The sequence below is a fragment of the Proteus hauseri genome (assembly GCF_040139125.1).
In the GTDB taxonomy this organism is placed as follows: Bacteria; Pseudomonadota; Gammaproteobacteria; order Enterobacterales; family Enterobacteriaceae; genus Proteus; species Proteus hauseri_B.
In genome coordinates this window covers 110,513-136,479 of record NZ_JBEEUB010000010.1, presented here as the reverse complement: position 1 = coordinate 136,479, position 25,967 = coordinate 110,513, and the positions used below count along the sequence as shown (strand labels likewise).

General features: G+C 38.5%; 19 protein-coding genes and 3 tRNA genes. 9 read left to right on the top strand and 13 right to left on the bottom strand.

The window, feature by feature from the left end; translation table 11 throughout:
* Positions 1–146: 146 nt before the first annotated feature.
* From truC to syd, 3 genes are all read right to left on the bottom strand, one after another.
* A complete protein-coding gene (truC, locus tag ABN099_RS15935; RefSeq protein ID WP_349465195.1) occupies positions 147–911 on the bottom strand; it encodes a tRNA pseudouridine(65) synthase TruC in 765 nt (254 codons plus the stop codon).
* An 11-nt stretch (positions 912–922) separates the two neighbouring features.
* A complete protein-coding gene (locus ABN099_RS15930) occupies positions 923–1,243 on the bottom strand; it encodes a YqcC family protein (protein ID WP_349465118.1) in 321 nt (106 codons plus the stop codon).
* A gap of 465 nt (positions 1,244–1,708) precedes the next feature.
* On the bottom strand, positions 1,709–2,260 hold the full coding sequence (syd, locus tag ABN099_RS15925) for a SecY-interacting protein (protein WP_349465116.1): 552 nt from the start codon (positions 2,258–2,260) through the stop codon (positions 1,709–1,711).
* Positions 2,261–2,417: 157 nt separating this feature from the next.
* On the opposite strand from syd, the gene queF reads away from it, so the two are divergent.
* The 3 genes from queF (at position 2,418) to xni (ending at position 5,479) form a co-directional block, all read left to right on the top strand.
* Complete coding sequence (gene queF, locus ABN099_RS15920; RefSeq protein ID WP_349465114.1) at positions 2,418–3,263, top strand: NADPH-dependent 7-cyano-7-deazaguanine reductase QueF; 846 nt, start codon at positions 2,418–2,420, stop codon at positions 3,261–3,263.
* Positions 3,264–3,355: 92 nt separating this feature from the next.
* The gene (gene ppnN / locus ABN099_RS15915; protein ID WP_349465112.1) at positions 3,356–4,723 is read left to right on the top strand and encodes a nucleotide 5'-monophosphate nucleosidase PpnN; all 1,368 of its coding nucleotides are present in this window, start codon (positions 3,356–3,358) and stop codon (positions 4,721–4,723) included.
* 6 nt (positions 4,724–4,729) lie between these two features.
* Positions 4,730–5,479 (top strand): flap endonuclease Xni, encoded by a 750-nt coding sequence (gene xni / locus ABN099_RS15910; RefSeq protein ID WP_349465110.1) that lies wholly within the window; start codon positions 4,730–4,732, stop codon positions 5,477–5,479.
* 131 nt (positions 5,480–5,610) lie between these two features.
* On the opposite strand, the gene ABN099_RS15905 is transcribed toward xni, so the two are convergent.
* The 4 genes from ABN099_RS15905 to ABN099_RS15890 all read right to left on the bottom strand — a co-directional run bounded on the left by ABN099_RS15905 (position 5,611) and on the right by ABN099_RS15890 (position 9,158).
* Positions 5,611–6,498: a PhzF family phenazine biosynthesis protein gene (locus ABN099_RS15905; RefSeq protein ID WP_349465108.1), complete on the bottom strand. Its 888-nt coding sequence runs from the start codon at positions 6,496–6,498 to the stop codon at positions 5,611–5,613.
* A gap of 209 nt (positions 6,499–6,707) precedes the next feature.
* On the bottom strand, positions 6,708–7,805 hold the full coding sequence (gene rlmM, locus ABN099_RS15900) for a 23S rRNA (cytidine(2498)-2'-O)-methyltransferase RlmM (RefSeq protein ID WP_349465106.1): 1,098 nt from the start codon (positions 7,803–7,805) through the stop codon (positions 6,708–6,710).
* Entirely contained in the window at positions 7,798–8,193 is a 396-nt protein-coding gene (locus ABN099_RS15895) for a DUF423 domain-containing protein (protein ID WP_349465104.1), read from the bottom strand. The genes rlmM and ABN099_RS15895 overlap by 8 nt, the downstream gene beginning before the upstream one ends.
* A 44-nt stretch (positions 8,194–8,237) precedes the next feature.
* Positions 8,238–9,158, bottom strand: coding sequence for a transcriptional regulator GcvA (locus tag ABN099_RS15890; RefSeq protein ID WP_349465102.1), 921 nt, complete (start codon positions 9,156–9,158; stop codon positions 8,238–8,240).
* Between the two features lie 659 nt (positions 9,159–9,817).
* Between ABN099_RS15890 and csdA the strand changes: the two genes are divergently transcribed.
* Both csdA and csdE read left to right on the top strand, forming a co-directional pair.
* Positions 9,818–11,026, top strand: a complete 1,209-nt coding sequence (gene csdA, locus ABN099_RS15885) for a cysteine desulfurase CsdA (RefSeq protein ID WP_349465100.1) — start codon at positions 9,818–9,820, stop codon at positions 11,024–11,026.
* A 7-nt stretch (positions 11,027–11,033) separates the two neighbouring features.
* Complete coding sequence (csdE, locus tag ABN099_RS15880) at positions 11,034–11,486, top strand: cysteine desulfurase sulfur acceptor subunit CsdE (protein WP_349465098.1); 453 nt, start codon at positions 11,034–11,036, stop codon at positions 11,484–11,486.
* A gap of 293 nt (positions 11,487–11,779) precedes the next feature.
* On the opposite strand, the gene tcdA is transcribed toward csdE, so the two are convergent.
* Both tcdA and mltA read right to left on the bottom strand, forming a co-directional pair.
* On the bottom strand, positions 11,780–12,628 hold the full coding sequence (gene tcdA / locus ABN099_RS15875) for a tRNA cyclic N6-threonylcarbamoyladenosine(37) synthase TcdA (RefSeq protein WP_349465193.1): 849 nt from the start codon (positions 12,626–12,628) through the stop codon (positions 11,780–11,782).
* A gap of 109 nt (positions 12,629–12,737) precedes the next feature.
* Positions 12,738–13,832 (bottom strand): murein transglycosylase A, encoded by a 1,095-nt coding sequence (mltA, locus tag ABN099_RS15870; protein ID WP_349465096.1) that lies wholly within the window; start codon positions 13,830–13,832, stop codon positions 12,738–12,740.
* A gap of 258 nt (positions 13,833–14,090) precedes the next feature.
* On the opposite strand from mltA, the gene ABN099_RS15865 reads away from it, so the two are divergent.
* The 3 genes from ABN099_RS15865 to ABN099_RS15855 all read left to right on the top strand — a co-directional run bounded on the left by ABN099_RS15865 (position 14,091) and on the right by ABN099_RS15855 (position 14,386).
* Positions 14,091–14,167 (top strand) — tRNA-Met (locus ABN099_RS15865).
* Between the two features lie 43 nt (positions 14,168–14,210).
* Positions 14,211–14,287: transfer RNA gene (locus tag ABN099_RS15860), tRNA-Met, on the top strand.
* A 22-nt stretch (positions 14,288–14,309) separates the two neighbouring features.
* Positions 14,310–14,386: transfer RNA gene (locus ABN099_RS15855), tRNA-Met, on the top strand.
* Positions 14,387–14,610: 224 nt separating this feature from the next.
* On the opposite strand, the gene amiC is transcribed toward ABN099_RS15855, so the two are convergent.
* Positions 14,611–15,873, bottom strand: a complete 1,263-nt coding sequence (gene amiC, locus ABN099_RS15850; RefSeq protein WP_349465094.1) for an N-acetylmuramoyl-L-alanine amidase AmiC — start codon at positions 15,871–15,873, stop codon at positions 14,611–14,613.
* Positions 15,874–16,116: 243 nt separating this feature from the next.
* Here amiC and argA point away from each other — a divergent pair, with 243 nt between their 5' ends.
* Positions 16,117–17,451, top strand: a complete 1,335-nt coding sequence (argA, locus tag ABN099_RS15845; protein ID WP_349465092.1) for an amino-acid N-acetyltransferase — start codon at positions 16,117–16,119, stop codon at positions 17,449–17,451.
* A gap of 85 nt (positions 17,452–17,536) precedes the next feature.
* Here argA and recD read toward each other — a convergent pair whose 3' ends face one another.
* Genes recD through ptrA form a run of 3 tightly spaced genes read right to left on the bottom strand, consistent with a single transcriptional unit; the run spans position 17,537 to position 25,955 of the window.
* Entirely contained in the window at positions 17,537–19,450 is a 1,914-nt protein-coding gene (gene recD / locus ABN099_RS15840; protein WP_349465090.1) for an exodeoxyribonuclease V subunit alpha, read from the bottom strand.
* The gene (recB, locus tag ABN099_RS15835) at positions 19,447–23,070 is read right to left on the bottom strand and encodes an exodeoxyribonuclease V subunit beta (protein WP_349465089.1); all 3,624 of its coding nucleotides are present in this window, start codon (positions 23,068–23,070) and stop codon (positions 19,447–19,449) included. The genes recD and recB overlap by 4 nt, the downstream gene beginning before the upstream one ends.
* Complete coding sequence (ptrA, locus tag ABN099_RS15830; RefSeq protein ID WP_349465087.1) at positions 23,067–25,955, bottom strand: pitrilysin; 2,889 nt, start codon at positions 25,953–25,955, stop codon at positions 23,067–23,069. Before ptrA ends, recB begins: the two co-directional genes overlap by 4 nt.
* Between the last annotated feature and the right edge of the window lie 12 nt (positions 25,956–25,967).

Here is a 25,967-nt window from a genome sequence, read left to right as displayed (position 1 = left end):
TTCAAAACATGCAGTTCTATCAATTCGAATAACTATATATTTAACAAATAATTAAGAAGGAAAATAAATTGCGCAAGATATCAAGGTTTATATAAATAAACCTTGATGCTCACAGTATGAAAGGAGTAATTACAGTTCGTAACAAATTAAAAATGGCAGGCTAAATCATCGCCATATTGTTCCAGTTCTGGTTTCAATCCACGCCAGCCAAATTGGTTGATCAGATGCTGCCATGGCAGATCCCATTTGGCTGTTAAATTAAGTGGTTGCTCAGTAATTGGATGAATTAAGTTTAGATGGCTTGCGTGTAACATCAAGCGATGAGATTGAAAATTATTTACTACACCACGATTTTGTCGTAAGTCACCATGTGCAGTATCACCAATAATAGGGTGACGAATATGGGTCATATGTCGACGTAGCTGATGCTTACGCCCTGTTTCTGGGCGAAGTTCAAGCAAACTAAAACGTGATGTCGGATAACGACCAATAGCGACATCTTTTTCAACGATGGCCAAAGGCTGGCAATGTGTTACACACTCTTGAATTTGAGGTGGCTGGGTGGCAAATTTATCAGCAATTTTATCAAGTTCTTCAACCAATGGGCTATCTATCAATAATGGCTCTTCGACATATCCTCTCACTACAGCATGATAAATCTTCTCTGTTTTATGCTGTTCAAAATATTGAGAAAGCTGTCTTGCAACATCAGAAGAGAGAGCCATAAGTAAAACGCCCGAAGTTGGTCTATCAAGCCGGTGTACAGGGAAGACATGTTGTCCTATTTGATCTCTCAATGTTTGCATTACAAATACGGTTTCATGTCTATCAAGCCAACTACGGTGAACAAGCCATCCTGCGGGTTTATTCACCGCAACAAGGTATTCATCCTGATAAATAATATCCAGCATCATCTACCTTATTATTCAAAAAGAGTATCAAGTTCACGTAAATGAACTAACAAATTAGTGTAATCACGAGTGTTGTCGTCTTTAAAAGCTTCTTCATAATAAGGTGAAATTGAGAAGGCATTAGGTAATGGCATTTCACTTTCAATCATGGTGACTAAACGAGGGATTAACATCCATTGCAACCATTCATGAGCAGCCATGGTATCAATACAGAAAGGCTCTTTGCTTTCAAAAGCGCCATCACAAGGTGGTTCTGATTGCCATAATGTTATCTTTTTCATCTCTTCTTCGATGAGTAAAAGTTTGGCTAAAATGCGTTCTTCAGGTGTCATCAGTTATTCCTTATATAAAATACATTAATAAGGATAACATTGTGAGTGATTGGCAGAAAACAAAAAAAATAAAAGGGGTCGAAACCCCTTTTAGACAAGAAGATATGATTGTCTGTACAACACATGCATCCTAGCAAGACCGTTTTATTCTATCCTTAATACTTCGTCCTTATCTTGCATTAATGGAAATATCCTTATTTCCTGCATCCTTGATTACTTTACGTTATATCGGTCACCAAACAGTTCCTGTGTTGGTAGACGTAGAATGCCAATAATTGGTTAGTCAAACAACCCACAGCACAAAAGCAATATAATTTTGTAATTCATAAATAACGGCAATTAATTACTAACTTATTGCTGTTACTGAAAAAATAAGATGTTATTTTTAAATTGTTATACTTAAATCAAAAAATAACACTCATTTTGTAAGATATATCTCACATAAAAAACAGGTTAAAGATTACATTATTCATCAAAAATTGGCGTCAATTCTGATAGAAACGCTAAGAGATCCTCTGCCAGTGTCTCTTTTTTCTTTTGACCAAAGGTTTCAAGAATAACTTCACCAGAAACATTACATACAGAAATAATATCTTTCTCAGAATCTGTTGTGCCAATAAATAGTGTTGGTGTTAGCTTTAATCGCTTTTGTGTAACAAGGTGACCTATCATGTTCTCTTGCAAACGAATAAAGTCTTCTTCGCTCCAAATTTGAATCAAACTAAAATTGATATTTCTAAAACAAACCTGCATATCACCAGCATATTGAGTACTAAAATAGTCATGTAGCTCTGGGCGAATAGTTATCCCCATTGCCTTTTCAACTTTTTCTAACTTATGAGTCCCCACAAAAGGCTGAGGTAACCAATAAATAACTTCATCCCCTGTTCTTGTAATACAAGTGGATGGAACACCATAAAGATCCTGACTTGCCGGTGGTAAACCCGATTTTTGTTGCCATAAATTGACGTATTCTTGAGTCAGTATTTTTAGTTTAGAAGCGATATTTTCTGTCATTGTTATCTGCTTTATATTGATAAAATAAAATTAATGATCTTATGTTACCTGATAATGATGGTAATTCAGAGTATCAAAAAAAAGCATTCGTATACTATTGAGCTTTCAATAGTATAATTAGCCCTCTTTCATATTTTGACCAGTTAGGAAGCCAATTATGTCTTTATATCAGGGAGATAAAACTCTCGCATCATTATCATTAGGCAAAGAGACACAATATCACGAACAGTATAATGCAGAGTTATTACAGGGCGTTCCTCGTCGCCTTAATCGTGATGCTTTATCGCTTAATGCAGAAAATTTACCTTTTCATGGTGGTGATATTTGGACGCTTTACGAACTCTCTTGGCTAAATAACAAAGGGTTGCCTCAAGTTGCTATCGGGTATGTTGAGTTAGCCGCAACAAGCGAGAATCTTATTGAGTCAAAAAGTTTTAAACTTTATCTCAACAGTTTTAACCAAACTCGATTTGATAGCTGGGAAACGGTTGAAAAAACATTACTTCAAGATTTAACAACCTGTGCTAAAGGTAAGGTTAATCTGACGCTTTATCCTCTTTCGCATTTTACATCACAACCTATTGCTGATTTTGCGGGAGAGTGTATTGATAACCAAAATATCGAAGTCGATAATTATCAATTCGATAGCCAATGGTTAAATCAATCAACAACAGATATTCTTGTTGAAGAAACGTTAGTCAGCCATCTGCTAAAATCAAATTGTCTTATTACCAATCAACCTGATTGGGGATCCGTTATGATCCAATATAAAGGCAAAAAAATTGACCGTGAAAAACTACTTCGTTACTTAGTTTCTTTTAGACAACATAACGAATTTCATGAACAGTGTGTTGAAAGAATTTTTAATGATATTATGCAGTTATGTTCACCAAAAACATTAACTGTATATGCAAGATATACACGCCGCGGTGGATTAGATATCAATCCTTGGCGTAGTAATTGTGAGTTTGTTCCAGAAAATCATCGATTAGCCAGACAATAACAGGAATAATGCCTGTATGTTGATATGATCTGTGTTATACAAAGATCAGTTTGCACTTCAGTTTGTTATTTTGGGAGAAAAAGGAGTCCTACGTGATAACTCATGTCAGCCCATTAGGTTCCATGGATCTGCTTTCACAGCTAGAAGTTGATATGCTAAAAAGAACAGCGAGTAGCGATCTTTATCAGCTATTTCGTAACTGTTCTCTTGCCGTACTCAACTCTGGTAGCCTTACTGATAGTAGTAAAGAACTGTTATCTAAATACCAAGATTTTGATATTAACGTATTGCGCCGCGAGCGTGGCGTTAAACTAGAGTTAGTCAACCCTCCTGAAGACGCTTTTGTTGACGGAAAAATTATTCGTTCACTGCAAGCAAACCTATTTGCAGTGCTACGCGATATTTTATTTGTTCACGGGCAAATCACCACCGCAAAACGTGATCTTCACTTGAACTTAGAAAATAGCACCCATATCACTAATACCATTTTCTCTATTTTGCGTAACGCAAGAGCACTCCATATTGATGAAGATCCCAATATGATTGTTTGCTGGGGTGGTCACTCTATTAATGAAACAGAGTACCTTTATGGCAGAAAAGTAGGTAATGAATTAGGTTTACGTGAGCTAAATATTTGTACTGGCTGCGGACCAGGTGCTATGGAAGCACCAATGAAGGGTGCCGCGGTAGGTCATGCACAGCAACGTTACAGAAATAGTCGTTTTATTGGTATGACAGAACCTTCCATTATTGCAGCGGAGCCACCAAATCCATTAGTTAACGAACTGATTATTATGCCAGATATTGAAAAACGTCTGGAATCATTCGTTCGTATTGGACATGGTATTATTATTTTCCCTGGTGGTGTTGGTACCGCTGAAGAGTTGTTATATCTTCTTGGTATTTTGATGTCTCCAGAAAATCAGGATCAAGTATTACCTCTGATTTTAACAGGACCTAAAGAGAGTGCTGATTACTTCCATGTACTCGATGATTTTATTGCCAATACATTAGGTGATGAAGCAAGACGTCATTATCAAATTATTATTGATGATGCTCCTGAAGTTGCTCGCATCATGAAAAAATATATGCCATTGGTAAAAGATAATCGCCGTAGTACAGGTGATGCTTATAGTTTTAACTGGTCAATGAAGATTAATGCTGATTTACAGCATCCTTTTGAACCAACGCATGAAAATATGGCATCACTGAATTTAAGCACTGATCAATCACCTGAAAAATTGGCCGCTGATTTACGTCGTGCTTTCTCAGGTATTGTTGCTGGTAACGTTAAAGAAGTTGGCATGAAAGCGATAGAAGCGCATGGTCCTTATAAAATCCATGGTGATAGCGATATTATGCGCCGTATGGATATTTTATTAGCAGGCTTTGTTGAGCAACACCGTATGAAATTACCGGGTGGCACAGCTTACCAACCTTGTTATGAGATAATTAGCTAATTTATTATGATACATTTGCTGATTATTGATGCTTTAAACCTGATCCGCCGCATTCATGCGGCATCAGGTCCTTCCTGCCTTACGGTGTGTGAGCAAAGTGTTAATCAACTTATTGGTCACACACAACCCACTCATGCCGTTGCTGTATTTGATGAAGATGATAGAGATGGTAGTTGGCGGCATCAGTTACTTCCTGAATATAAAGCTGGTCGCACGCCAATGCCTGATGATTTACGTCAGCTGTTACCTGATATCAAGACGATGTTGCTAAATATTGGTATACAGAGTTGGCATTCTGGTGGAGATGAAGCCGATGATGTTGCCGCGACCCTTGCAAGTAAGGTGGCTAAAGCAGGCTATCGCGTCACTATTATTTCTACTGACAAAGGCTATTGCCAGTTACTCTCCCCTTCTATTCGTATTCGTGACTATTTTCAACGCCGCTGGCTAGATCTTGATTTTATTCGTGCCGAATTTGGTGTTGAACCATCTCAACTAACAAATTATTGGGGACTAACCGGAGTTAGTAGCAGTAAAGTTTCGGGTGTTGCAGGTATTGGTCCTAAAAGTGCGACAGAGCTTTTACAAACTTATCCTGATTTAGAGTCGCTTTATCAACATATTGATAGCGTGCCTAAAAAATGGCAAAACAAGTTAATTACTCATAAAGAAGCCGCTTTTATCAGCCGAGAAATAACCACATTACGCACAGATATTCATCTAAACGGTAATCTTCAGCAATTGCGCTTAAAATAGTAAAAAATTGAAATCGTAAAGATAAAAAAAGCTGGGTATGTAAATAGTTAAACACCCAGCTTACTTCTTAAAGCCTTTTTCCTGACTTACAGACTTAGTTAGGTAGAATGCAGAATATTTAATTTATCTTTTTAAAGTCTAATTATTTTTGTACCAATCATGGTTGCTTGTCCACCGACTCTAACCCGACTAATCTTCTGTGCCTGTGTATCTATTGTCACTTTAATCAGAGAAGAGCACCCCATAGCCCGCCCTTGTTCTAACAGAAAGTCATTTTTTTTAGATAAAAGATGATCCACCAAATAACATCCCAAAGCACCGCTAGAACTACCCGTTGCAGACTCTTCCTCTATGCCATAAAGCGGTGCGAAGTTTCTACAGTGAGCGGTAATAGATCCACTATTACTTAGTTCAAAAACGTGGAAGCCAATAGTGTCGAATTTACGGCTCAGTTCTGTTATCGCCTTATAATCGGGTTGAAGAGCATCTAAATAACCCGATTGCACTGGGACAAGAATATCCGATAATCCTGTTGAAACTATCGCTATTGGCAAATCTGTTTCTGTAATAACCTCGCTACCTATCCCAAGCGCAAGCGCAACATCTGCGATATCGGGTCCTTGACGCATAATAGGTAAGGCTTGATCCATAACAACGCCATCGGGCGTGATTGCGACATTTAGGATGCCTGCTTTCGTTTTTTGTGTGTAATGACCATCAGCAAGCAGATCGAGTGAAGATAGCGTAAAAAACACCGCTAATGTGGCATGACCGCAAAAATCGACTTCGCCTTCAGGTGTAAAAAATTCCACCTTAAAATCAGTCTCTTCACCTGCATAGACAAATGCGGTCTCCGAAAATCCCACTTGCTTCGCAATAGCTATTTTTTGTACCACACTCAGATTGGGTGGATTAAGAACCACGCCAGCAGGGTTACCACCAGAATTATTCTGGGTGAATGAATTGACAAGGCATACTTTGATGTCTTGTTCAATCAAGTGTGCTTCCTCGTTTTGCATCTGTTCTCTCTGAATGATCAAATGAGATCTAAATCCTGCGCATTAGGCTTAACGCACATTAATAGTTGATTGGTATGGGTATTTTTCTTATATAAAAGAGCGACCAATAGGCTTAGGTCGCTCTTTTATGCTGCCTTGTGCTATATAAATACATTACATAGAAAGGCAGCACTTAATTCACTTATTGAGATAGAATTAGTAATTGCCTACTAAAACTCACGTTCAGGACGATATGCAGCCCAAATATTTTGAATATGGACAGTTATCTCTTCGCGATCATGATAAAGGTGCTTTGCCTGAACTTTAGCATTAATGCCTTTTTCAGCCAGCTCTGTTTTGATTTTCTCAAGAATATGAGAAACCTCTTCATAACGTTTTTTCATTGGCAGTTTTAAGTTAAAAATAGCTTCACGACACCATTCATTTGCTACCCATGTTGTCATCAGTGCCGCTACTTTGGCTGGTTTTTCAACCATATCACAAACAAGCCATGTGTTATTCTTTGAAGTTGGCTCAAATTTAAAACCATCAGTTTGATGATGACGAACTTGCCCTGTATCCATTAAAGACTGAGCCATAGGACCATTATCAACAGCGTGAACCATCATGCTTCTTTTTACTAACTGATAAGTCCAACCACCAGGGCAAGCACCTAAATCAACCGCTCTCATTCCACTCGCTAAACGCTCTTCCCACTCTTCATAAGGAATAAAGATATGAAAAGCTTCTTCAAGTTTTAACGTAGAACGACTAGGCGCATCAGATGGGAATTTTAAGCGAGGGATCCCCATATAAAACGGAGAGTTATTAAAACTATAGGAGTAACCTACGTAGCAACAACCTGATGCAATAAAAAACACATGAATAACAGGTCTACTGAAATTCTCTACTTTTAATAAAAGCTTCTCATTACGTAGTCGATTACGTAATGGAACCGTAAATTTACGGCAGAATTTTAATAGCTCTTTGCTTTCATTGGTGTCCGCAACTTCAACTCGTAATTCACCCGCTTTTTCAGCACCACCATGTAACATGCTAACAATAGGTGTAATTCTATCTTCTGGTGGTAAATTTTTTAATAATTCACCTGTTACAAACATTTGGCGAGCAAAAATAAGTTCGCGAAAACTGACTTGGCGTGCAATTTTATCTGCATCACCTTCTTGGTAACATTCAAAAATAACATAACCACTTCCCTCTTTGACACGAGGAAAGCCATAAACGCCAATTTGACCTGCTTTGTCGGTTATCTCAGCCGCGCACTCTTTTTCAAAACCTTGGCGACAATATAATGCAACTTTATTCATGGCGAGACGCCGGTGCCCTTAGACGCAAAGCGCCAATAAAAATTAATGCCCAACCGATAAGAAAACTAAATCCACCAATTGGCGTAAAATAAGATAATAATCTAACTTGTGTCAGCGCCATACAATAAAGGCTACCGCTGAAAAGTAAAATACCCACACTAAAGAAAATACCAGCCCAATAGAACCATAAAATGGTTTTACGCATCAACATGGCAGCAATACCCACAAGCAATAGCGTGTGAACAATTTGGTAACGCATTGCCAGCTGAATATAATCCCAGTGCTGGGGTGATAAATGTGGTGCTAATTTATGTGTCGCAAATGCACCAAAGGCGACATAGAAGAAGCCACTAATAGCAGAGAACATAAGCAATGTACGACTATTCACAGTTCATTCCTTCCTATATAGAAGCGTGTTTGCCAAAGCAAATATTAAGATGTTGTCAATAAGCCCAGCTTTTCTTGCTCATTAGCAGCTTGTGATAAAATCCATTGGCGAAAAGCAGCAATTTTACCTAGTTCAGCTTGGCTATCTTGGCAAACTAAATAAAATGCATTTTTGCTGACTAACACATCCTGAAAAGGTCTTACTAAACGACCTGATTCAATTTCACTACGCGCCATTACATTATTAACTAATGCAACGCCTTGTCCATGTACAGCTGCCTGAATAACCATTGAACTATGGCTAAAAATAGGTCCTTGCTGCACGTTTATCTGATTTTGTATCTCTAATTGACGAACATAGGCTTGCCAATCTCGGCGAGATGTATCATGCAAGAGTGTATGATAAATCAGATCGGATGGGGTTTTTAGTGGTTTTTCACCTGTTAGCAAAGTAGGCGCACAAACTGGGATCAAATATTCGGCATAAAGTCGGTCTGTACGCAAGCCTGTCCAATTTCCTCGACCATAAAAAATGGCAACATCAACATCATCAGCAAGTTTGTCTTCTTCTCTATCAACTGCTTGTATACGCACATCAATGCCGGGATATGCCTGATTAAATCCAGATAATCTTGGTACTAACCATTGAATAGCAAAACTGGGTGAAAGGCTAACCGTTAATGCACCTTTCGCACTTCGGGCAAGTAATTTGCGAGTTGCTTCGTTAATTGATGAAAAAATTTCTTTTATATCGAGGTAATAACTCTGCCCTTCTTCTGTTAATAATAAGGAGCGATTACGTCTTCTAAATAATTTCAATCCAAGAAATTCTTCTAGCGTTTTAATTTGATGGCTAACCGCAGCCTGAGTAACAAATAATTCTTCTGCTGCTTTAGTAAAACTTAAATGACGCGCCGCTGAATCAAAAACCCTAAGCGCATTTAGCGGAGGTAAACGTTTAGACATATTCGGCTCTTAAACCCTTATTTTGGTTGTTGGTAGATCCTAACATTCATCATTAGTTTTTTTTATGCGAAGCATTATAAATTGTCCCTTGATGATTAGCCAGTAAATACCTATAGTAAGCGCACTTCCTAAGCCGGAACGAAAAGTTATGAGTAGTAATACTTCAAAACTTTTGGCTTTGTGGTTGTGATGTTGTGTTTGCAAGTTGTCTGGAAATTCCAGACTTGGTAGCTGATGCTACTGTTTTTTTTCACTTCCTGTACATTTACCCTGTCTGTCCATAGTGATTTTATAGTGCACCGCCAAGGCGGTGCTTTTTTTATTCACTATTTCTTACCTGTTTCTTTCCTTTGACTCTCTTCATTTCAACGTTTTCATCCAAAATCTAGCCTGATTCTCTTATCATTGTGCTAAAAAAAGTATTGAAACAATTTGAATAAATAAAAAAATCACCAAAACGTGATATAAAACTGCTCACCATAATTTCAAATTGCCTGATCTTTCATCTTCTATATCATGTTACCATTTGTGCAATCAGGCACCACACGCAAAAAAATACCGCTTTCCGTTATAAAAAAATATAATTAACTATAGAACTATCACACTAGACTTTTACTACAGATCAATAAAAATTATCTGATAACTAACACAACATAATTATGAACACATTTTCTGCTGATTTATTTCGACAACAATTTCCGGCGATTGAGAAAAATACAATTTATCTTGATAGCGCAGCCACCGCTTTAAAACCTTTAGCTATGACCGAAGCTTCAGATATTTTTTATCGCCATAGCCCCGCAACTGTTCATCGCAGCCAATATCAACAAGCCCAAGAGACAACTCAACGATTTGAGTCTGCACGTCAACGGGTTAGTGAATTAATCAATGCCCCTGATAGCGACACAATAATCTGGACAAAAGGAACAACCGAATCCTTGAATCTGATTGCTCAGGGTTATTTTCGCCCTCGTTTAAAAGCTGGTGATGAAATCATCGTGAGTGAGCAAGAGCATCACGCTAACCTTATTCCTTGGTTAATATTAGCCCAACAAACGGGAGCTAATATTATTCGCTGGCAGATTGAAGATAATTTCTTACCTTCGATTGAAACATTGTCAAACTTACTTAATGAGCGCACTCGCGTTGTTGCTATCAGCCAAATGTCGAACGTAACAGGGGCTCAAATTGCATTAGATAAAGTTTCTCAATGTGTGCATCAATACAACTGTTTATTGGTTGTTGATGGTGCACAAGGTATTGCACACCATGCTACAGATGTCACTGCATTGGATATTGATTTTTATGCTTTCTCCGCACATAAACTTTATGGTCCTAATGGTTTAGGTGTTTGCTATGGAAAGCGTGAATACTTAGAAGCCATGTCGCCTTGGCACGGTGGCGGTAAAATGCTGACTAATGCAACGTTCGATGGCTTTACACCAGCACCTATTCCGCATCGTTTTGAAGCAGGAACACCGAATGTTGCCGGTGTACTCGCTTTTTCAGCAACCTTAGCATGGCTAAAAACACAAAATATGTATCAAGCCAACCAATATGCTCTTGAGCTTGCTATTAAAGCTGAAAAACGGCTTAACGAATTTAATGGATTTATGAGTTATCGAGCGCCTGATTCACCCGTTGTGTCTTTTAATTTTAAAGATGTTCACCATAGCGATTTAGCTATGTTAATTGCTGAAAAAGGTATTGCCCTACGAACAGGTCAACACTGCGCACAACCGCTTATCGATGCCTTAAATATCACGGGCTGTTTACGCATCTCTTTTATGCCTTATAATCAGCCAGCAGATATTGATGCATTTATTAATGCTGTCGATTTTGCACTAACACTATTAAAAGATGAATAATGATAAAATGAGTGACAACACACAAAACCCAATAACAACTCACCCTTTTGGCGATGAAATTACCTTAGATTCACTTCTGATTGAGTTTCAAAAATCTCGCGCATGGGAAGATAAATATCGCCAGTTAATTCAACTTGCTCGTAAACTACCCGCGCTACCTGATTCATTAAAAACAGCAGAAAGAGAAATTAAAGGTTGTGAAAACCGTGTTTGGTTAGGTGTTGAATTAAACCAAGAAGGTAATTATCACATTTATGGTGATAGTGATGGACGCATTGTGAAAGGCTTACTTGCCGTTATTCTGACCGCTGTAGAAAATAAAACCGCACAAGAAATAGCTGACATTGATATGTTAGCTATTTTTGAGCAACTTGGATTAGCAAATCAAATTAGCCAATCTCGTACTGACGGAGTGAATGCGATTATCACACGATTGAAATTACTCACCTCTCAATCCTAACCTTAATTCACACTCCAAATATATACTCTAAATAATTCAAGATGTAGCTAGAATGAGCGCAGCCAATAACGCTACAATTTGAAGGATGACGAGTAAATACTCTAAATAATTCAAGGTGTAGCTAGGCGACAAGTGAATGAGTCACTAGGAGCATACAATAGTATGTGACTTGTGCGAATGAGCGCCGTCAACAACGCTACAACTTGAAGTATGACGAGTAAATACTCTAAATAATTCAAGATGTAGCTAGGCGACAAGTGAATGAGTCGCTAGGAGCATACAATAGTATGTGACTAGTGTGAATGAACGCCGTCAACAACGCTACAACTTGAAGTATGGCGAGTACGTTGAGCCTTTGCTAACATCTTCTTCAATGCATGAGACACCGCAATAAAACCAAACGATGCGGTTACCATTGTTACCGCACCAAATCCTGCCGAACAATCCATTCGTTTTACACCATCTGCAGTACTTTTAGCCGCACACACTGTGCCATCTGCTTGTGGATAAACAAGTTGTTCCGTTGAAAATACACAATCTATTCCCAGCTTACCTTTGCTATTTTTAACTACATTAAAATCTGATTTCAGGCGTTCACGTAATTTTGCGGCTAATGGATCTTGGATTGTTTTTGCTAAATCAACCACTTGAATTTGTGTAGGATCGATTTGTCCACCGGCACCACCTGTCGTAATTACTGGGATTTTATAACGGCGGCAATAGGCTAATAGCGCTGCTTTAGGACGAACACTGTCAATAGCATCAATCACATAATCAAACTCTTTACTCATCATTTCAGATACATTATCAACTGAAACAAAATCATCGACACTTGTGACTTTACATTCTGGATTGATCTCAAGAATACGCTGTTTCATTACTTCACATTTAGGCTGCCCTACACTCTCTTTTAAAGCGTGGATCTGCCTATTGGTGTTCGTCACACATACATCATCCATATCAATCAATGTAATTGCGCCAATACCACTACGCGCTAACGCTTCTGCTGCCCAACTACCTACCCCGCCAATACCGACAACACAGATATGCGCTTGAGCAAAGTAAGAGAGCGCTTGTTGTCCATAAAGGCGCCCTATGCCAGAAAAACGTTGTAAATAAGAGTCTGATAATAAATTTTGCATAATGGTATAACAACCTAAATAACAGAAGTAATCATGGCTATTGTTATCAATAGCCATGTCGTTTCAGTAATTTTACCGTTAATCGTGGTGAGTTGGATAGTAAATCGTTTTATTGCGCAGGATTCAGTAAGTTAAGTTGTGACTTTTTTAACACCCATACACGACCATAATGATTATAGAAACCAGCCATTTGTCCGGCTTCTTTACCAATTCCGTGGTAAATATCAAAGTGATGCCCTTTTATCGCACCACCCACATCTAATGCCACCATTAAACGCATTTGGTATTCGCCTGTAAATTTCCCTGTATTATCTAACACCGGAATTTCTGCAAGTAATACTGTTCCTGGTGGAATAATGCTTCTATCTGATGCCACAGAGGCTTTTGCAATTAAAGGAATTGCACTTGCACCACGTACTGGCGTAAAAGGTTCTGGTTTGAAAAAAACAAAAGAGGGGTTTTCTTCTAGCAGTTTTCTTACTTCAACATCATTGTGTTTATCTGCCCATTCGCGAATAGCTAACATCGACATATCTTTTCTATCGACTTCACCGTTATCGATTAATACTTTACCAATACTGCGATAAGGATGCCCATTTTTGCCTGCATAACCAAAGAACGTTAATGGTTTACCATCACCAAAATCAACATAACCGCTTCCTTGAACTTCCATCATAAAGTTATCCATAATGGAATTACTATAAGCCGCGATAAGTGATTGGTTTAGTGCGCCATTATAGATAGCAGCACGAGACGGTAATTTTGAGCGGCTATTTGTAGGCATTCGATAAAGTGGATATTGGAAATCACCTTGCTGAGTTAAACGAGCTTCAAGTACAGGAGTGTAATAGCCAGTGAATTGGACGTTACCGTAGTTATCAACCCCTTCCATTTGAAAAGCAGACAAATTAAATTGACGTAATTGACGAGTATCTGCCCCAGCACGTAACCAATTTTCTATTGCTTGGAAAGTTTCTTTATTACTGTTGTATAAACGAGATGAGGTTTGATTTATCTGATTCACTTGCTGAAGATAATCAGGTCCATTGATAGGCGTACCTTGCGTATTTGGCGTATTTACTTCAATAAGATCTTGTTTAAGTTTTCCATCTTTATATTGTTGCCCTAAATCTGTTGGACGATGACATCCTGTCAGGGCAAACATCAACATGCCTAAGATTAATGATTTTCGCCAAGTAAACATTTTATATTGCCTGCTTATTACTAAATATTGTATTTGAAGCTAGAAAGATACCAAAGCCAAATCAATAAAGATATGGATAGACAAACACTTGAGATATTTTTCTTATTATTAATGAAATTAAAATTCAACCTACAAGTACAACTGACTAAAATTACATCTTGATGTATTATTTCTGACCGTTTTTAAAAGAAAAACATAAAAATTTCATAAAAAACTTGCAACTCAGCAGATCCTGAGTATAGTGCCCCTCTGTGGAGACGCGGGGTGGAGCAGCATGGTAGCTCGTCGGGCTCATAACCCGAAGGTCGTCAGTTCAAATCTGGCCCCCGCAACCAATTCACAAAGCAGTAAAGGCAGTAAAAGTTTATAGTAATCAGTCGCGGGATGGAGCAGCATGGTAGCTCGTCGGGCTCATAACCCGAAGGTCGTTGGTTCAAATCCAGCTCCCGCAACCAATTCTATAGATAACAATTCAGTCGCGGGATGGAGCAGTATGGTAGCTCGTCGGGCTCATAACCCGAAGGTCGTTGGTTCAAATCCAGCTCCCGCAACCAATTTTTTTTATAAATCCTCACTCATTTCTCAATAGCCAATCTCTTTTATTACCATCAAATATCTTCATTAAATTAAAGAAAGATTTTAACCTTCAAGTTTTCTAATCTGCCAATTCCATTTAAAGCCAGAATAAATAATATTTAAGATTATCAATATAATAGCCAGTAGAAAGCATTGGTTATACTCCCTACTGTTAGATTTGTATTGGTAATAGAAATATGAATTAACGCTCAGCTAAAGTTAACTCACCACCATTAGCAAAATAAGCTTTGATCCCTTTAAAGATAGATTCAGCCATTTGCTGTTGGAATTTAGCTGTTTTTAGCTTTTTCTCTTCTTCAATATTACTAATAAATGCGGTTTCAACGAGAATAGAGGGGATCTCTGGCGCTTTTAGTACAGCAAATCCGGCTTGATCTACTTTATTTTTATGGAGTTTATTAATTCCACCTAATAATTTGAGTACTTCGCTGCCAAATTTCAAACTGTCATTAATAGTCGCTGTTTGTACCAAATCAAGCATCGCATGATCAACATAACGGTCGCCACTTTTACTAACCCCACCGATTAAGTCAGACTCATTCTGTGTTTGTGCAAGATAACGCGCCGTATTACTTGTTGCACCATTTTTTGATAATGCAAAAACGGATGAGCCTCTTGCTGAACGATCAGTGAAAGCATCCGCATGAATAGAAACAAAAAGATCGGCCTGCATTTTTCTCGCTTTAGCAACTCGAACTGTTAATGGAATAAACACATCTTCATTACGAGTCATATACGCTTTCATTTTCGCATCTTTATCGATAAGTGTTCTTAACCGGCGAGCAATTTGTAAAACAACATCTTTTTCGCGAGTTTTATATTTACCGATAGCACCTGGATCTTCACCACCATGCCCTGGATCGATCATGATAATAATAGGTCTATCTCGCCCTGCTCTACCGGGTTTACGAGTATCCGTTTGTGCAGGAACTGCTTGTTGCAAATCGCCATCGTTATATTCACGTAACAGTGCTAATAACGGATCGTCTTCTATATCTGAAGCCCCATTGCTTGGGTAGAAATCTAATACCAAGCGGTTTTTAAATTCAGCGACGGGCTTTAGCGTAAACATTTGAGGTTGAACTGGTGTTTTTACTTCAAATACAAGCCGAACCGTTTTTGGCGTATTTTGACCAACACGAATAAGTTTTAAATAAGGGTCGCTAGTTTGAACTTGGTTAGCCACTCCTTTTAAAACACTATTAAGCTGAATGCCTTCTAAATCCACGACAACTCGCTCAGGATTTGACAGTGCAAACTGGCGATATTTTAATGGAGTACCCGATTCTATTGTCACACGAGTATAAGTCGAGGCAGGCCAAACCCTTACTGCAACAACAGATGCAGATGCGGCTAAACCAACAGGACTGACACTTAATAACAGTAACGCGCCAATCCCTTTAACAAGGCGACGACGTGTTTGATTATGCTCTGAATGACTCATGAAAATATTCCAAGAAAACAATTAACGCCAATAAATACTATAAAAGAGATATAAAACAGACTGCGAACGAAAAACTTTACCCAATCCACTCATCACTGTCACTTAAAAACAGCACAAATACACACATTTACACAAATATTCTGCCTTTAGCTAAAACAATAAGATAGGATTTTACTTGCCATTCCTCTCCAAAAAGAATAAAAATACAATAAATGCGAATAAAAATTCAGTTGAGAGGGTTTTATGAAAGAGCGCAGCACCGAATTGGTCGATGGATTCCGCCACTCGGTTCCGTATATTAATGCACATAGAGGCAAAACCTTTGTCATTATGTTGGGTGGCGAAGCAATCGCTCACGAAAATTTTCCATCTATCATCAATGATATTGGGTTATTACATAGTTTAGGTATCCGCCTTGTGGTTGTTTACGGTGCAAGACCACAAATTGACTCAGCACTTGAAGTGCACAAATATACGCCGCTTTACCATAAATACACTCGAATAACGGATAGCAAAACACTCGAAATCGTAAAACAAGCAGCAGGAACATTACAACTTGATATCACGGCACGCTTATCAATGAGTTTAAGCAATACACCATTACAAGGTGCGCATATTAATGTTGTTAGTGGTAATTTTGTCATCGCGCAACCTTTAGGGGTTGATGATGGCGTTGATTATTGTCATAGCGGTAAGATCCGTCGTATCGATGAAGAGGCCATTCATCGTCAATTAGATAGTAATGCCATCGTGTTAATTGGTCCTGTCGCCGTTTCTGTCACAGGTGAAAGCTTTAATTTAACCTCAGAAGAGGTTGCCACTCAATTAGCCATAAAACTGAAAGCACAAAAGCTTATTGGTTTTTGTTCTTTTCAAGGTGTTGTTGATGAAAATGGTTATATTCTTTCTGAGCTTTTACCTAATCAAGCCGAAGATAAAATTCGAGAGTTACAAACAGAAGGCGATTATCACTCTGGTACAGTTAGGTTTTTACGCGGTGCAGTAAAAGCCTGTCGTCGAGGTGTAGAACGTAGTCACCTTTTAAGTTATCAATCTAACGGTGCATTAATTCAAGAGCTATTCTCTCGTGATGGTATTGGTACCCAAATTGTAATGGAAAGCGCTGAGAAAGTGCGTAGAGCCAATATTAATGACATTGGCGGTATTCTCGAACTTATTCGACCTTTAGAGCAACAAGGCATTCTGGTTCGTCGTTCAAGAGAACAACTTGAAATGGAGATTGACCAATTTACCATTATTGAGCGCGATAACCTTACGATAGCTTGCGCTGCACTCTATCCTTATCAATCCGAAAAAATTGGTGAAATGGCATGTGTTGCGGTTCATCCTGACTATCGTAGCTCTTGTCGTGGCGAGGTATTGCTACAACGTATTTCAGCACACGCTAAACAGATAGGTTTAGAGAAACTCTTTGTTTTAACCACACGTAGCATTCATTGGTTTCAAGAAAAAGGATTTGAACCCGCTGAAATAGATAAGCTACCTATAGAAAAACAGGCGTTATACAACTATCAACGACGCTCTAAAATTTTGATCTTAGATCTGCATAAAGAGTAACGATGCTTTTTAGCTAGAATAAAACAAAAAAAGACAGGTATTCCTCTCAGTACCTGTCTTTTTTGTATCCATTATTTTATTGTGCCTAATATCGTAATTTTTCTACTAAACCACTTCGACGTTGGATCCGCGTTTGAATTGCCATTTTTACCATATATTCAGAGGCATAAAGAGAGAGTTTTTGTTTTGCACGAGTCAATGCGGTATAGAGTAGTTCACGACTCACAACCGGTGAGAACTGATTGGGTAATACTAATGCTGTATGCGTAAATTCAGACCCCTGTGATTTATGCACGGTCATTACATAAGCCGTTTCATGTTGCGGTAATCGACTTGGTTGAATGGCTTTTAGTTTTCCATCAGGTAACTGAAAAAATGCTTTCATCTCGCCTTCATCGTTATTAAGCATAATTCCAATATCACCATTAAATAGTCCTAACGTACTGTCATTTCGCTGGATCATAACAGGTCGACCAATATATTCTCGTTGATAACTACTTGCAGGGCGACGGATAAAACGCTGACGATGCAATAACATTTCAATACGTTCATTTAATCCAGTCACACCAAAAGGCCCTTCTCTTAATGCACACAATAGGCGAAATTGGTTAAAGGCATTAAGGATAATATCTGGTGATGCACCTTTTGATACTAATGATAAATAGTGATGATAAGCAGTGGCGGCATCTTGCAGCATTTTTCCATAATTATCGTCAGAATCTAAGGGGATAAAATCAACATCTTTAGGCTCAATGGCTATATGTGATTCATTTTGTACTGCTGCTACTTTTGCATCATTAAGTAGATTTATAGCAACCTTGGTTTGCCCTTTGTTTACGGCAAAAGCTAACTGACCAATACCCGAATTAGCGCCGAAGCGATAACTTTTACGTAATAAACAAAGAGAATCACTCACTACTGCAACGGGTGTTTGTGAAACGGGAATGGAAGGTATTGATTTATTTAGCTCACCTTGCGTTAACGCATTTATTTGATTAAATCGATGCTGACTAAAACCGTCATCTGCAAAACGGCAGATATCACCAAGCACTGCTCCAGCTTCTACAGATGCGAGCTGATCTTTATCACCTAAAAAAATCACATGGCACCGAGCTGGCAGTGCATCAATTAACTTTGCCATCATCGGCAAATCCACCATAGAGGCTTCATCGACCACTAAAATATCTAACTGTAAGGGATTATCATGATGATAACGCACTTGCTGACTTTCAGGCTGTGCACCAAGTAAACGATGAATAGTCTGAGCTTGCTCTGGCATCCATTTTTTCTCTTCATCGCTTAAAGAGATTTGTGCCAGTGCTTTACCTAATGACTCCGTCAGTCGAGCTGCGGCTTTCCCTGTTGGTGCTGCCAGTTGAATAATCGGTTTTTCTTGCGCTGTTAACATGACAAAAGCGGCTAGAATTTTTGCAACCGTCGTTGTTTTACCTGTTCCTGGACCACCTGATATCACCGAGATTGGGCTAGTAATGGCAACCGCTGCGGCTATTTTTTGCCAATCCGTCTCTGTAGTTGTATCAGATGCTGGAAATAATTTATTTAAAACATCAATTAACGCTTGGTTATCAATATCAACTTTGGGGTTATCAGCGCTAAAAAAATTAGCAACGCGTTCTTCATAACTCCACATTCTTTGTAGATAAAGCAGCCCATTATCTAGAATAATAGGCGCTGAGCTATTTTTGCCATCACTAACACAGCTACTATTTGTTAACTCATCAACTAACTGTTGTGGCGAAGATAACGCCATCTTGTGCCAAATAGCCTGTGATAATTCGGGTTGTCTACCATCGAATAATTTTTCTTGCTGTAAAATATTTAAAGGTAAACAGACATGTCCAGCACCAGTTTGTCCACTTAAGTAGGCAAAAACAAACAGTAAAATAGGGTTGTTATCGTCCACCAACATTTGAGCAAAACGCACATCTAACGGACGTAATAGATTTTGAGTGATGGCTTGTTCTAATAATTTAATCATGCGTCTTTCTCACTCGTTATTTCACTACTACTTGTAATATCTTCACCTTTAAATAAAGCATCAAGCGCCAATACAAAGTCTTCTTCTGGTAAGAAAGCATAGACCCCATTTCCGGGATGTTGTGCATCAATACCACGTAAAAAGAGATAGTAAATACCACCAAAATGTTGCTTATAGTCGTAGTCAGGAATACGTTGCTGCAAGAAACGGTGCAACGCTAAGGTGTAAAGCTGATATTGTAAGTCATAGCGGTGGTCCATCATCGCATTTGCCATTGCTTCTTGAGTGTAATCTTCACTCGATTCACCTAACCAATTCGATTTATAGTCAACCACATAATATTTACCTTCCCATAAAAAGACCAAATCGATAAATCCTTTTAACATGCCTTGCACTTGTTGAAACTGAAGTGCTGAACACTGAACTGATAACGGATCGTATTGGTTAATTAAGGTCGTTAATGTTGCCGATGACATCTCTTTTTCTATCGGAATATAAAATTGTAACTCATCAAGCTGCTGATTTTGAGGGATATTAGCAAGACATAGCCCTTGTGAATTTAATGGTGTATGGAATAGCGTTTCCATCCACTCGACTAAGAGCACAGCCCATTTTTCATCAAACCCTTGAGTGGTTAATTGCGCTTGCATCCATATTTCATCGATAGGCTGAGAGAAATCGAGCACTTCAAGTAACTCATGCAAAAACGTACCTGCAACCGCACCTCTTGGAAAATGGTGAATGGATGTGGTTTGTGTCTCCACCACCGCTTTTTCGCCTTTAGCATCGGTATCTAATCCTGGTGCTATAGATTGAACTAGCGCCTCAATATCACCATTTTCATACTGAAAACCACGGCTTGAGTGTTGATAGGTTAAACCTGAATAACTGGTTATACGCCAGTTATCTTGTATTTTTCGGTTAAATAGAGCGGCTTCTAATTTTATTTCAGGTGTGAGTAGTGGCTGGTAGCGATGCATAGGAACATCTTCAAGTGTTATCACACTAATATTGTCATCGAGTAGTTCATTAATAGATTGATGCAATAATTCGCTATCGCCCTCTTTGCCATGTTGTAGCAGATAGCCCAGCGCATTTTTATGCAGATCTGTCAGCCCTGATTTACGCCGATTACCTTTTACTAAAGGTGCAATACCAACATAACAGCAGAATTCAGAACGAGTTAATGCAACATAGAGTAGTCGTAAATCTTCAGCAAGCCGCTCTTCATCTGCCAAACGTAAGCTTTCTGGTCGATTAAAAATATCTAATTTAGCGTGAAACTTTTCTCTATCGTGGTAAAGCGCACCCTTTTGTTCCTGATAATTACAAGCGAAAGGAAGGCAAACAATAGGATATTCAAGCCCTTTAGATTTATGAATAGTACAAATTCGAACAAGATTGCGGTCGCTTTCCAATCTCATCTGTTGGCTTTCTGATTGAGCATCGGGATGAGATATTTGTTGTGCCAACCAGCGAATAAGCCCATGTTCGCTATCAAGCAACAATGCCGTTTCTTGTAATAACTCACCAATATGCATGATATCAGTTAAACGCCGCTCACCATCAACACTTGCCAGTAAGTTCTCTGCAATATGATTATCTATCATGACTTTACGCAACATAGGAAGAACGCCCCGTTTTTGCCATAATAAAAAATAGTCTGCAAATTGCTCTACATAACGGTTCCAACGTTGTTCATCAAGATTAAGCTCATCAATCTGTTTTGCACTGAATCCAAACAAAGCACTCGCAAGAGAAGCTCTTAATACACGCTCTTTTTCAGGCGTTACAACTGCTTGTAATAACCAAAGTAAATCTTTGGCTTCATTGGTCTCAAATACACTTTCACGATTGGATAAGAAAACAGATTGAATAGACAAAAGATTAAGTGCATCACGAATTAATAGTGCTTCTCTACGGCTACGCACTAACACCATAATGTCAGAAGAAGTAACGGCTGTTTTTTTACCATTACGAACTAAACAAGCTTGCTCTTGTGCACCTGCTGATAACCAATCACGAATTTGTGCAGCACACTGTGTTGCCATTATTTGCTCATAGTTTCCTGTTGAAATGCTATCGCCATCAACAAGCCAAAAATTAAAAGGAGCGACGGGTTTATCGTGATAAACAAACGCCATATTTTGGTTTTTTTCAGCAGAACTGACTTGGATAAAAGGGATATGAGTAAATAAAAAAGGGGCTTTTGAACGCGAAAACAGGTTATTAACGGCATTTACCATACCGGGTGCTGAACGCCAGTTAGTATTAAGCGTATAGTGATGTGAAGTTTGTTGTCTGGCTTGAATATAAGTAAAAATATCCGCGCCACGAAATGCATAGATTGCCTGTTTAGGATCACCAATAAACAATAAACCGCTATCTTCATGATCACGATAAATAGCGTTAAAAATTCGATATTGTTGAGGATCGGTATCTTGGAATTCATCAATCATGGCGACGGGATAACGTTGGCGAATGGCTTGAGCAAGAGCATCACCGCCATCTCGCCTTAATGCTTGATCTAAACGAGTGAGTAAATCATCAAATCCCATTTCCCCACGGCGTAGTTTTTCACTTTCAATACCTTGGCGAATTTCAGGAATTGCATTCGCTAAAATCACATCACGTAAGGTTAAACTCTGTTTGCAAAGCGCTTCAATTTCAGTAAAAAGAATATGCTCTGGCGCAGGACCTTTTGATGCTTTTTCATTTAGCATTTCTTGAGAAAAACGCACTAAACAATCAGGCAATAAGTAGCTTTTAGTTTCAGCTGTCGATGCCCATAGCGTTATCTCTTCAATCCATTTAGGAAGATTACGACTGCTATAGCTGCGTTTATCAACACCAGAAGCGGTTATCCATGCTTCAACCTCATTATGATGTTCACACCAACGCTGTTTTACTTTATTGATTGCATTGATAACAGTTTGATGGCGCTGCTCAACTGACTCTTTTTCTGCATCTAACCCAACACCTTGTATTTCAGGCATCTCACCTTGTAAATAGGGCTGAATTTCATAAAGTAGCTGTTCAGGTCCCGTCCAAATCTCATTAACTGCACTTGCAACATCATAAGAGAGCGGGTAACAATGACGCCGCCAAAAGTCAGCACAAACACGCTTTTTCAGCTCATACTCATCTTGAATCAGTACTTGTTCAAACAGTACTCCAGATTCAAATGCATTATTTGCCAGCATACGCTGACAAAAACCGTGAATAGTGTAAATAGCGGCTTCATCCATTTGCCGCTCGGCTTCTAACAGCCATTGTGCTGCTAACTCTTTATTATTGATCTGTTTTAACAGCTCATTATAAGCATCGTTATTGCTTTTAATATCATTGCGGATACAGGCAAGCCTTAATTCATGAATATTACTACGAATACGAGCACGTAATTCATCCGTTGCTGCCTCCGTAAATGTCACCACTAAAATCTCTTCAACACTCAAGGGTCTATGGAAAGCGCTATCGCCACCAAGTCCAAGCAGTAATCGTAAATACAACAATCCTATTGTATAGGTTTTACCTGTTCCAGCCGACGCCTCAATAAGGCGTCGCTGATACAAAGGAAGTGTAAATGGATTTAACGGCTGAGCCTGTATCACTTCACTCACTCTTTAATTTCCTCAACAGGTAACGTTTTTTGTAACTCACTGACTGTCGAATAACGTTTCCACTGTTTATTTTGTGCATAATCTGCATTATTGCCATCTTTACCAATAACTTGTGAAACAAATACAAATCCAGTGGGTTTTATTACTGCTTTTTCATAAAACTCAATAGCTTGTTTTAAGGTCACTTTATTAAATTCAGCCAATACTTTTTCGCGCTCATTGAATTTAATGTTGTTACGATAAAAATCATTACGATAAAGAGATACTTCTTCATAGAAGGTTTGAGGTGGTTGCTTAAGCTCCGTAATGAGCGCTTGTTTATATTGGTTAAACTCTGCATCACTCATTTTTTTCAAGCGTTCATAGGCTTGCTGATAAAATGCTTGATAACGTTCATTTAAATAAACTGGCGCTTTAGCATTACTTTGCAGTAAGAAACCTAATCCTGATTGCTGCCCCATTGCGGCTTGGTAAGCAAAAACCGCATAGCCTAGTTGCTCTTCAGTTCTGAGTTGATCATAAAACCAAGGCTTAATCACTGAGGCTAAAACAGAAGAGATAGCATGACCTTCAAGGCGATCATAACCAACGGGGATAAACAGTTCACCTAACGCATTATCGGTACTATTAGATTTATTTTGGAACTCTACTGCATTTAATTGCTTAAACACTAGCGTTTCACCAATCCAATACTCGGTGCCTTTATTTCCTAGCAATGCATGGGCTGATTTAACAATCTCACTACTCTGTTCTGGTGTTAAGTTACCAATAACTAATGCTTGTAGTGCTGCACTTTCAATTACTTCGCGTCGATTATCACTAATATCTTTTAATGTAATAGACTCTAGTGCTTTAAGTTTGTCAGCTTCTTCATAATAAGGAATGGTGTTTAAACGACGAGCAGGAAGCATTGCAGCTTCAAATGCTTTTAAGTTATGCGTAATTTCGAGTTGTTCGCGATACCAAGATTTAGCTTGATCCAACTCTTCTTGTGTTGATGTAAATGTCATATAGCTTTTCAACGTGGCATTGACTAACTCAGGTAGATGCTGAGTATAGCCATTCATTGAAAAATCAATACCTTGACCAGACGATGCTGAGATATTCATTCCTGCAACAGAAGCCTGATAAGAGAGCTCACTTAACGATAATCCAGCAAGATAATCAGTTAGTGTCTGTATAACCTGTTGTTTTACTGTGATATCTGATTTTTTATTAACAAGGCTTAATGTCACACTCGCTTTAGGTTCATCAGAGAAATAGTGTGATGGCATATAAAATAGACGAGCGCTGTTATCTTGCCACAAAAGCTGTGGTTTAGTTATTTTGCTATCTGCATCAATAAGAGAAAGATTATCAGGAATATACGGATTCAATACTGGCATTGATAACTTGATATCGTCAGCTAATGTTTGCCATGTTTTGAACTGTTTTTCCGTTAATTTATCAACTTGATAAGGGGCATTAACAAAATAGGCTTGTTTATTTGAAGGCTCATTTGGACTAATAACCCAAATACGTGCATTTTCTGGCGTCATAGCTTCTAGTCGAGACTGAATAGCCGATGGTTCATAATTATCGGCAAGATAATCTGCATTAAGAATATTTTTAATTGGATAGCGCAGCATCATATCTGAGAGATCTTCAATGTAATTCATATCTCTGACTATCGAACCATAACGAAATGAGAGATTTAAAACATTTGCAATTTCATCAAAGTAACGCTGACTAATACCTTCATTTTGCATTAACCGTAAATAAGAGAATATCGCCGCAATCACTCTATCTTTTTGCGCTAACCCTTTGTCTGTTAATGAAACAGACAACGTAAATGAGCCCTGATTACGATCAATATAAGGCTCTGAAAATGCGCTAATATTTTCCGCCAAACCCTGTTTTTGTAACCAATCAGCCAATGTACCTGGGCTACGATTACCAATTAAATAACCGATGTATTGATCTGTTTTACTACGAAAATCAGCAACATTATTATCAATACCAAACTCAATTTGTAAGGTCTTTTGTGGTTGAGCAGGAACTAGGTGGATCATTAGCCCTTTCTCTTTTTCTGTCATTGCAGGTACTGTTGTGACGGGTGTTTTAGCTTGTTTATTAGGAATACGTGCAAATGTGTCTGATGCTAACTGAGCTAATTCATTAAGTGGTTTTTTACTATAGATAACACCATTCATCAGATTGCCAGAATAGTGAGTTTGATAGAATTTTTGTAATTCATCTTGTAACTTACTATTGGGTTTATCACTTAGCGTTTCTAAATTTCCGCCCATAAAACGCGAGCTTGGATGCGCTGGATTGAGTGTTTCAGATCTTACTTGCCAAAAACGCATACCATCACGAGAACGCGCCATAGTCAGTTCGGCATTTACCGCATTACGTTCACGATCTGCATTTTTAGGATCAAGTAACGGGCTTGCTAACGCATCAGCGAGGCGATCTACGGCTTCATTAATCGCACTATTTTCAACTTCTAAATAAAATGCAGTTCGATAAGTTGTAGTACTTGCATTATGAGAACCACCATTTTTTTGCAAAAACTCCGACATGCTGCCAGATTGAGGATATTTTGCCGAACCCATCAATACCATATGTTCAAGGTAGTGAGCCAAACCTTGTTGACTATCAGGATCTTCTAATGCTCCGACAGGGAGAGAAACGGCGGTTAGCGACTTCACCGCTTTTTCATCAGAAACAAGTAATACAGTCATCTCATTTGGCAATTTAATAGCTTGATATTGCCGAGGATCACTTTCACTCTTTTCAATGCTATCAGGCAGTACTTGCCATAGTGGATCAGCAGCAAAGCTGTTGATACTCACAAACATCAATAGCAACATGATCCAAAGTTGCGATAAGTACTTTCTCATCTGATATGAGCT

Excerpts from the sequence above, each read along its gene's own strand:
- amiC (WP_349465094.1), bottom strand. The coding sequence starts at position 15,873 with ATGAGTCATTCAGAGCATAATCAAACACGTCGTCGCCTTGTTAAAGGG.
- tcdA (WP_349465193.1), bottom strand. The coding sequence starts at position 12,628 with ATGCAAAATTTATTATCAGACTCTTATTTACAACGTTTTTCTGGCATA.
- rlmM (WP_349465106.1), bottom strand. The coding sequence starts at position 7,805 with ATGAATAAAGTTGCATTATATTGTCGCCAAGGTTTTGAAAAAGAGTGC.
- xni (WP_349465110.1), top strand. The coding sequence starts at position 4,730 with ATGATACATTTGCTGATTATTGATGCTTTAAACCTGATCCGCCGCATT.
- ABN099_RS15905 (WP_349465108.1), bottom strand. The coding sequence starts at position 6,498 with ATGCAAAACGAGGAAGCACACTTGATTGAACAAGACATCAAAGTATGC.
- recD (WP_349465090.1), bottom strand. The coding sequence starts at position 19,450 with ATGATTAAATTATTAGAACAAGCCATCACTCAAAATCTATTACGTCCG.
- ABN099_RS15890 (WP_349465102.1), bottom strand. The coding sequence starts at position 9,158 with ATGTCTAAACGTTTACCTCCGCTAAATGCGCTTAGGGTTTTTGATTCA.
- ptrA (WP_349465087.1), bottom strand. The coding sequence starts at position 25,955 with ATGAGAAAGTACTTATCGCAACTTTGGATCATGTTGCTATTGATGTTT.
- syd (WP_349465116.1), bottom strand. The coding sequence starts at position 2,260 with ATGACAGAAAATATCGCTTCTAAACTAAAAATACTGACTCAAGAATAC.
- truC (WP_349465195.1), bottom strand. The coding sequence starts at position 911 with ATGCTGGATATTATTTATCAGGATGAATACCTTGTTGCGGTGAATAAA.
- argA (WP_349465092.1), top strand. The coding sequence starts at position 16,117 with ATGAAAGAGCGCAGCACCGAATTGGTCGATGGATTCCGCCACTCGGTT.
- csdA (WP_349465100.1), top strand. The coding sequence starts at position 9,818 with ATGAACACATTTTCTGCTGATTTATTTCGACAACAATTTCCGGCGATT.
- csdE (WP_349465098.1), top strand. The coding sequence starts at position 11,034 with ATGAGTGACAACACACAAAACCCAATAACAACTCACCCTTTTGGCGAT.
- ABN099_RS15930 (WP_349465118.1), bottom strand. The coding sequence starts at position 1,243 with ATGACACCTGAAGAACGCATTTTAGCCAAACTTTTACTCATCGAAGAA.
- queF (WP_349465114.1), top strand. The coding sequence starts at position 2,418 with ATGTCTTTATATCAGGGAGATAAAACTCTCGCATCATTATCATTAGGC.
- mltA (WP_349465096.1), bottom strand. The coding sequence starts at position 13,832 with ATGTTTACTTGGCGAAAATCATTAATCTTAGGCATGTTGATGTTTGCC.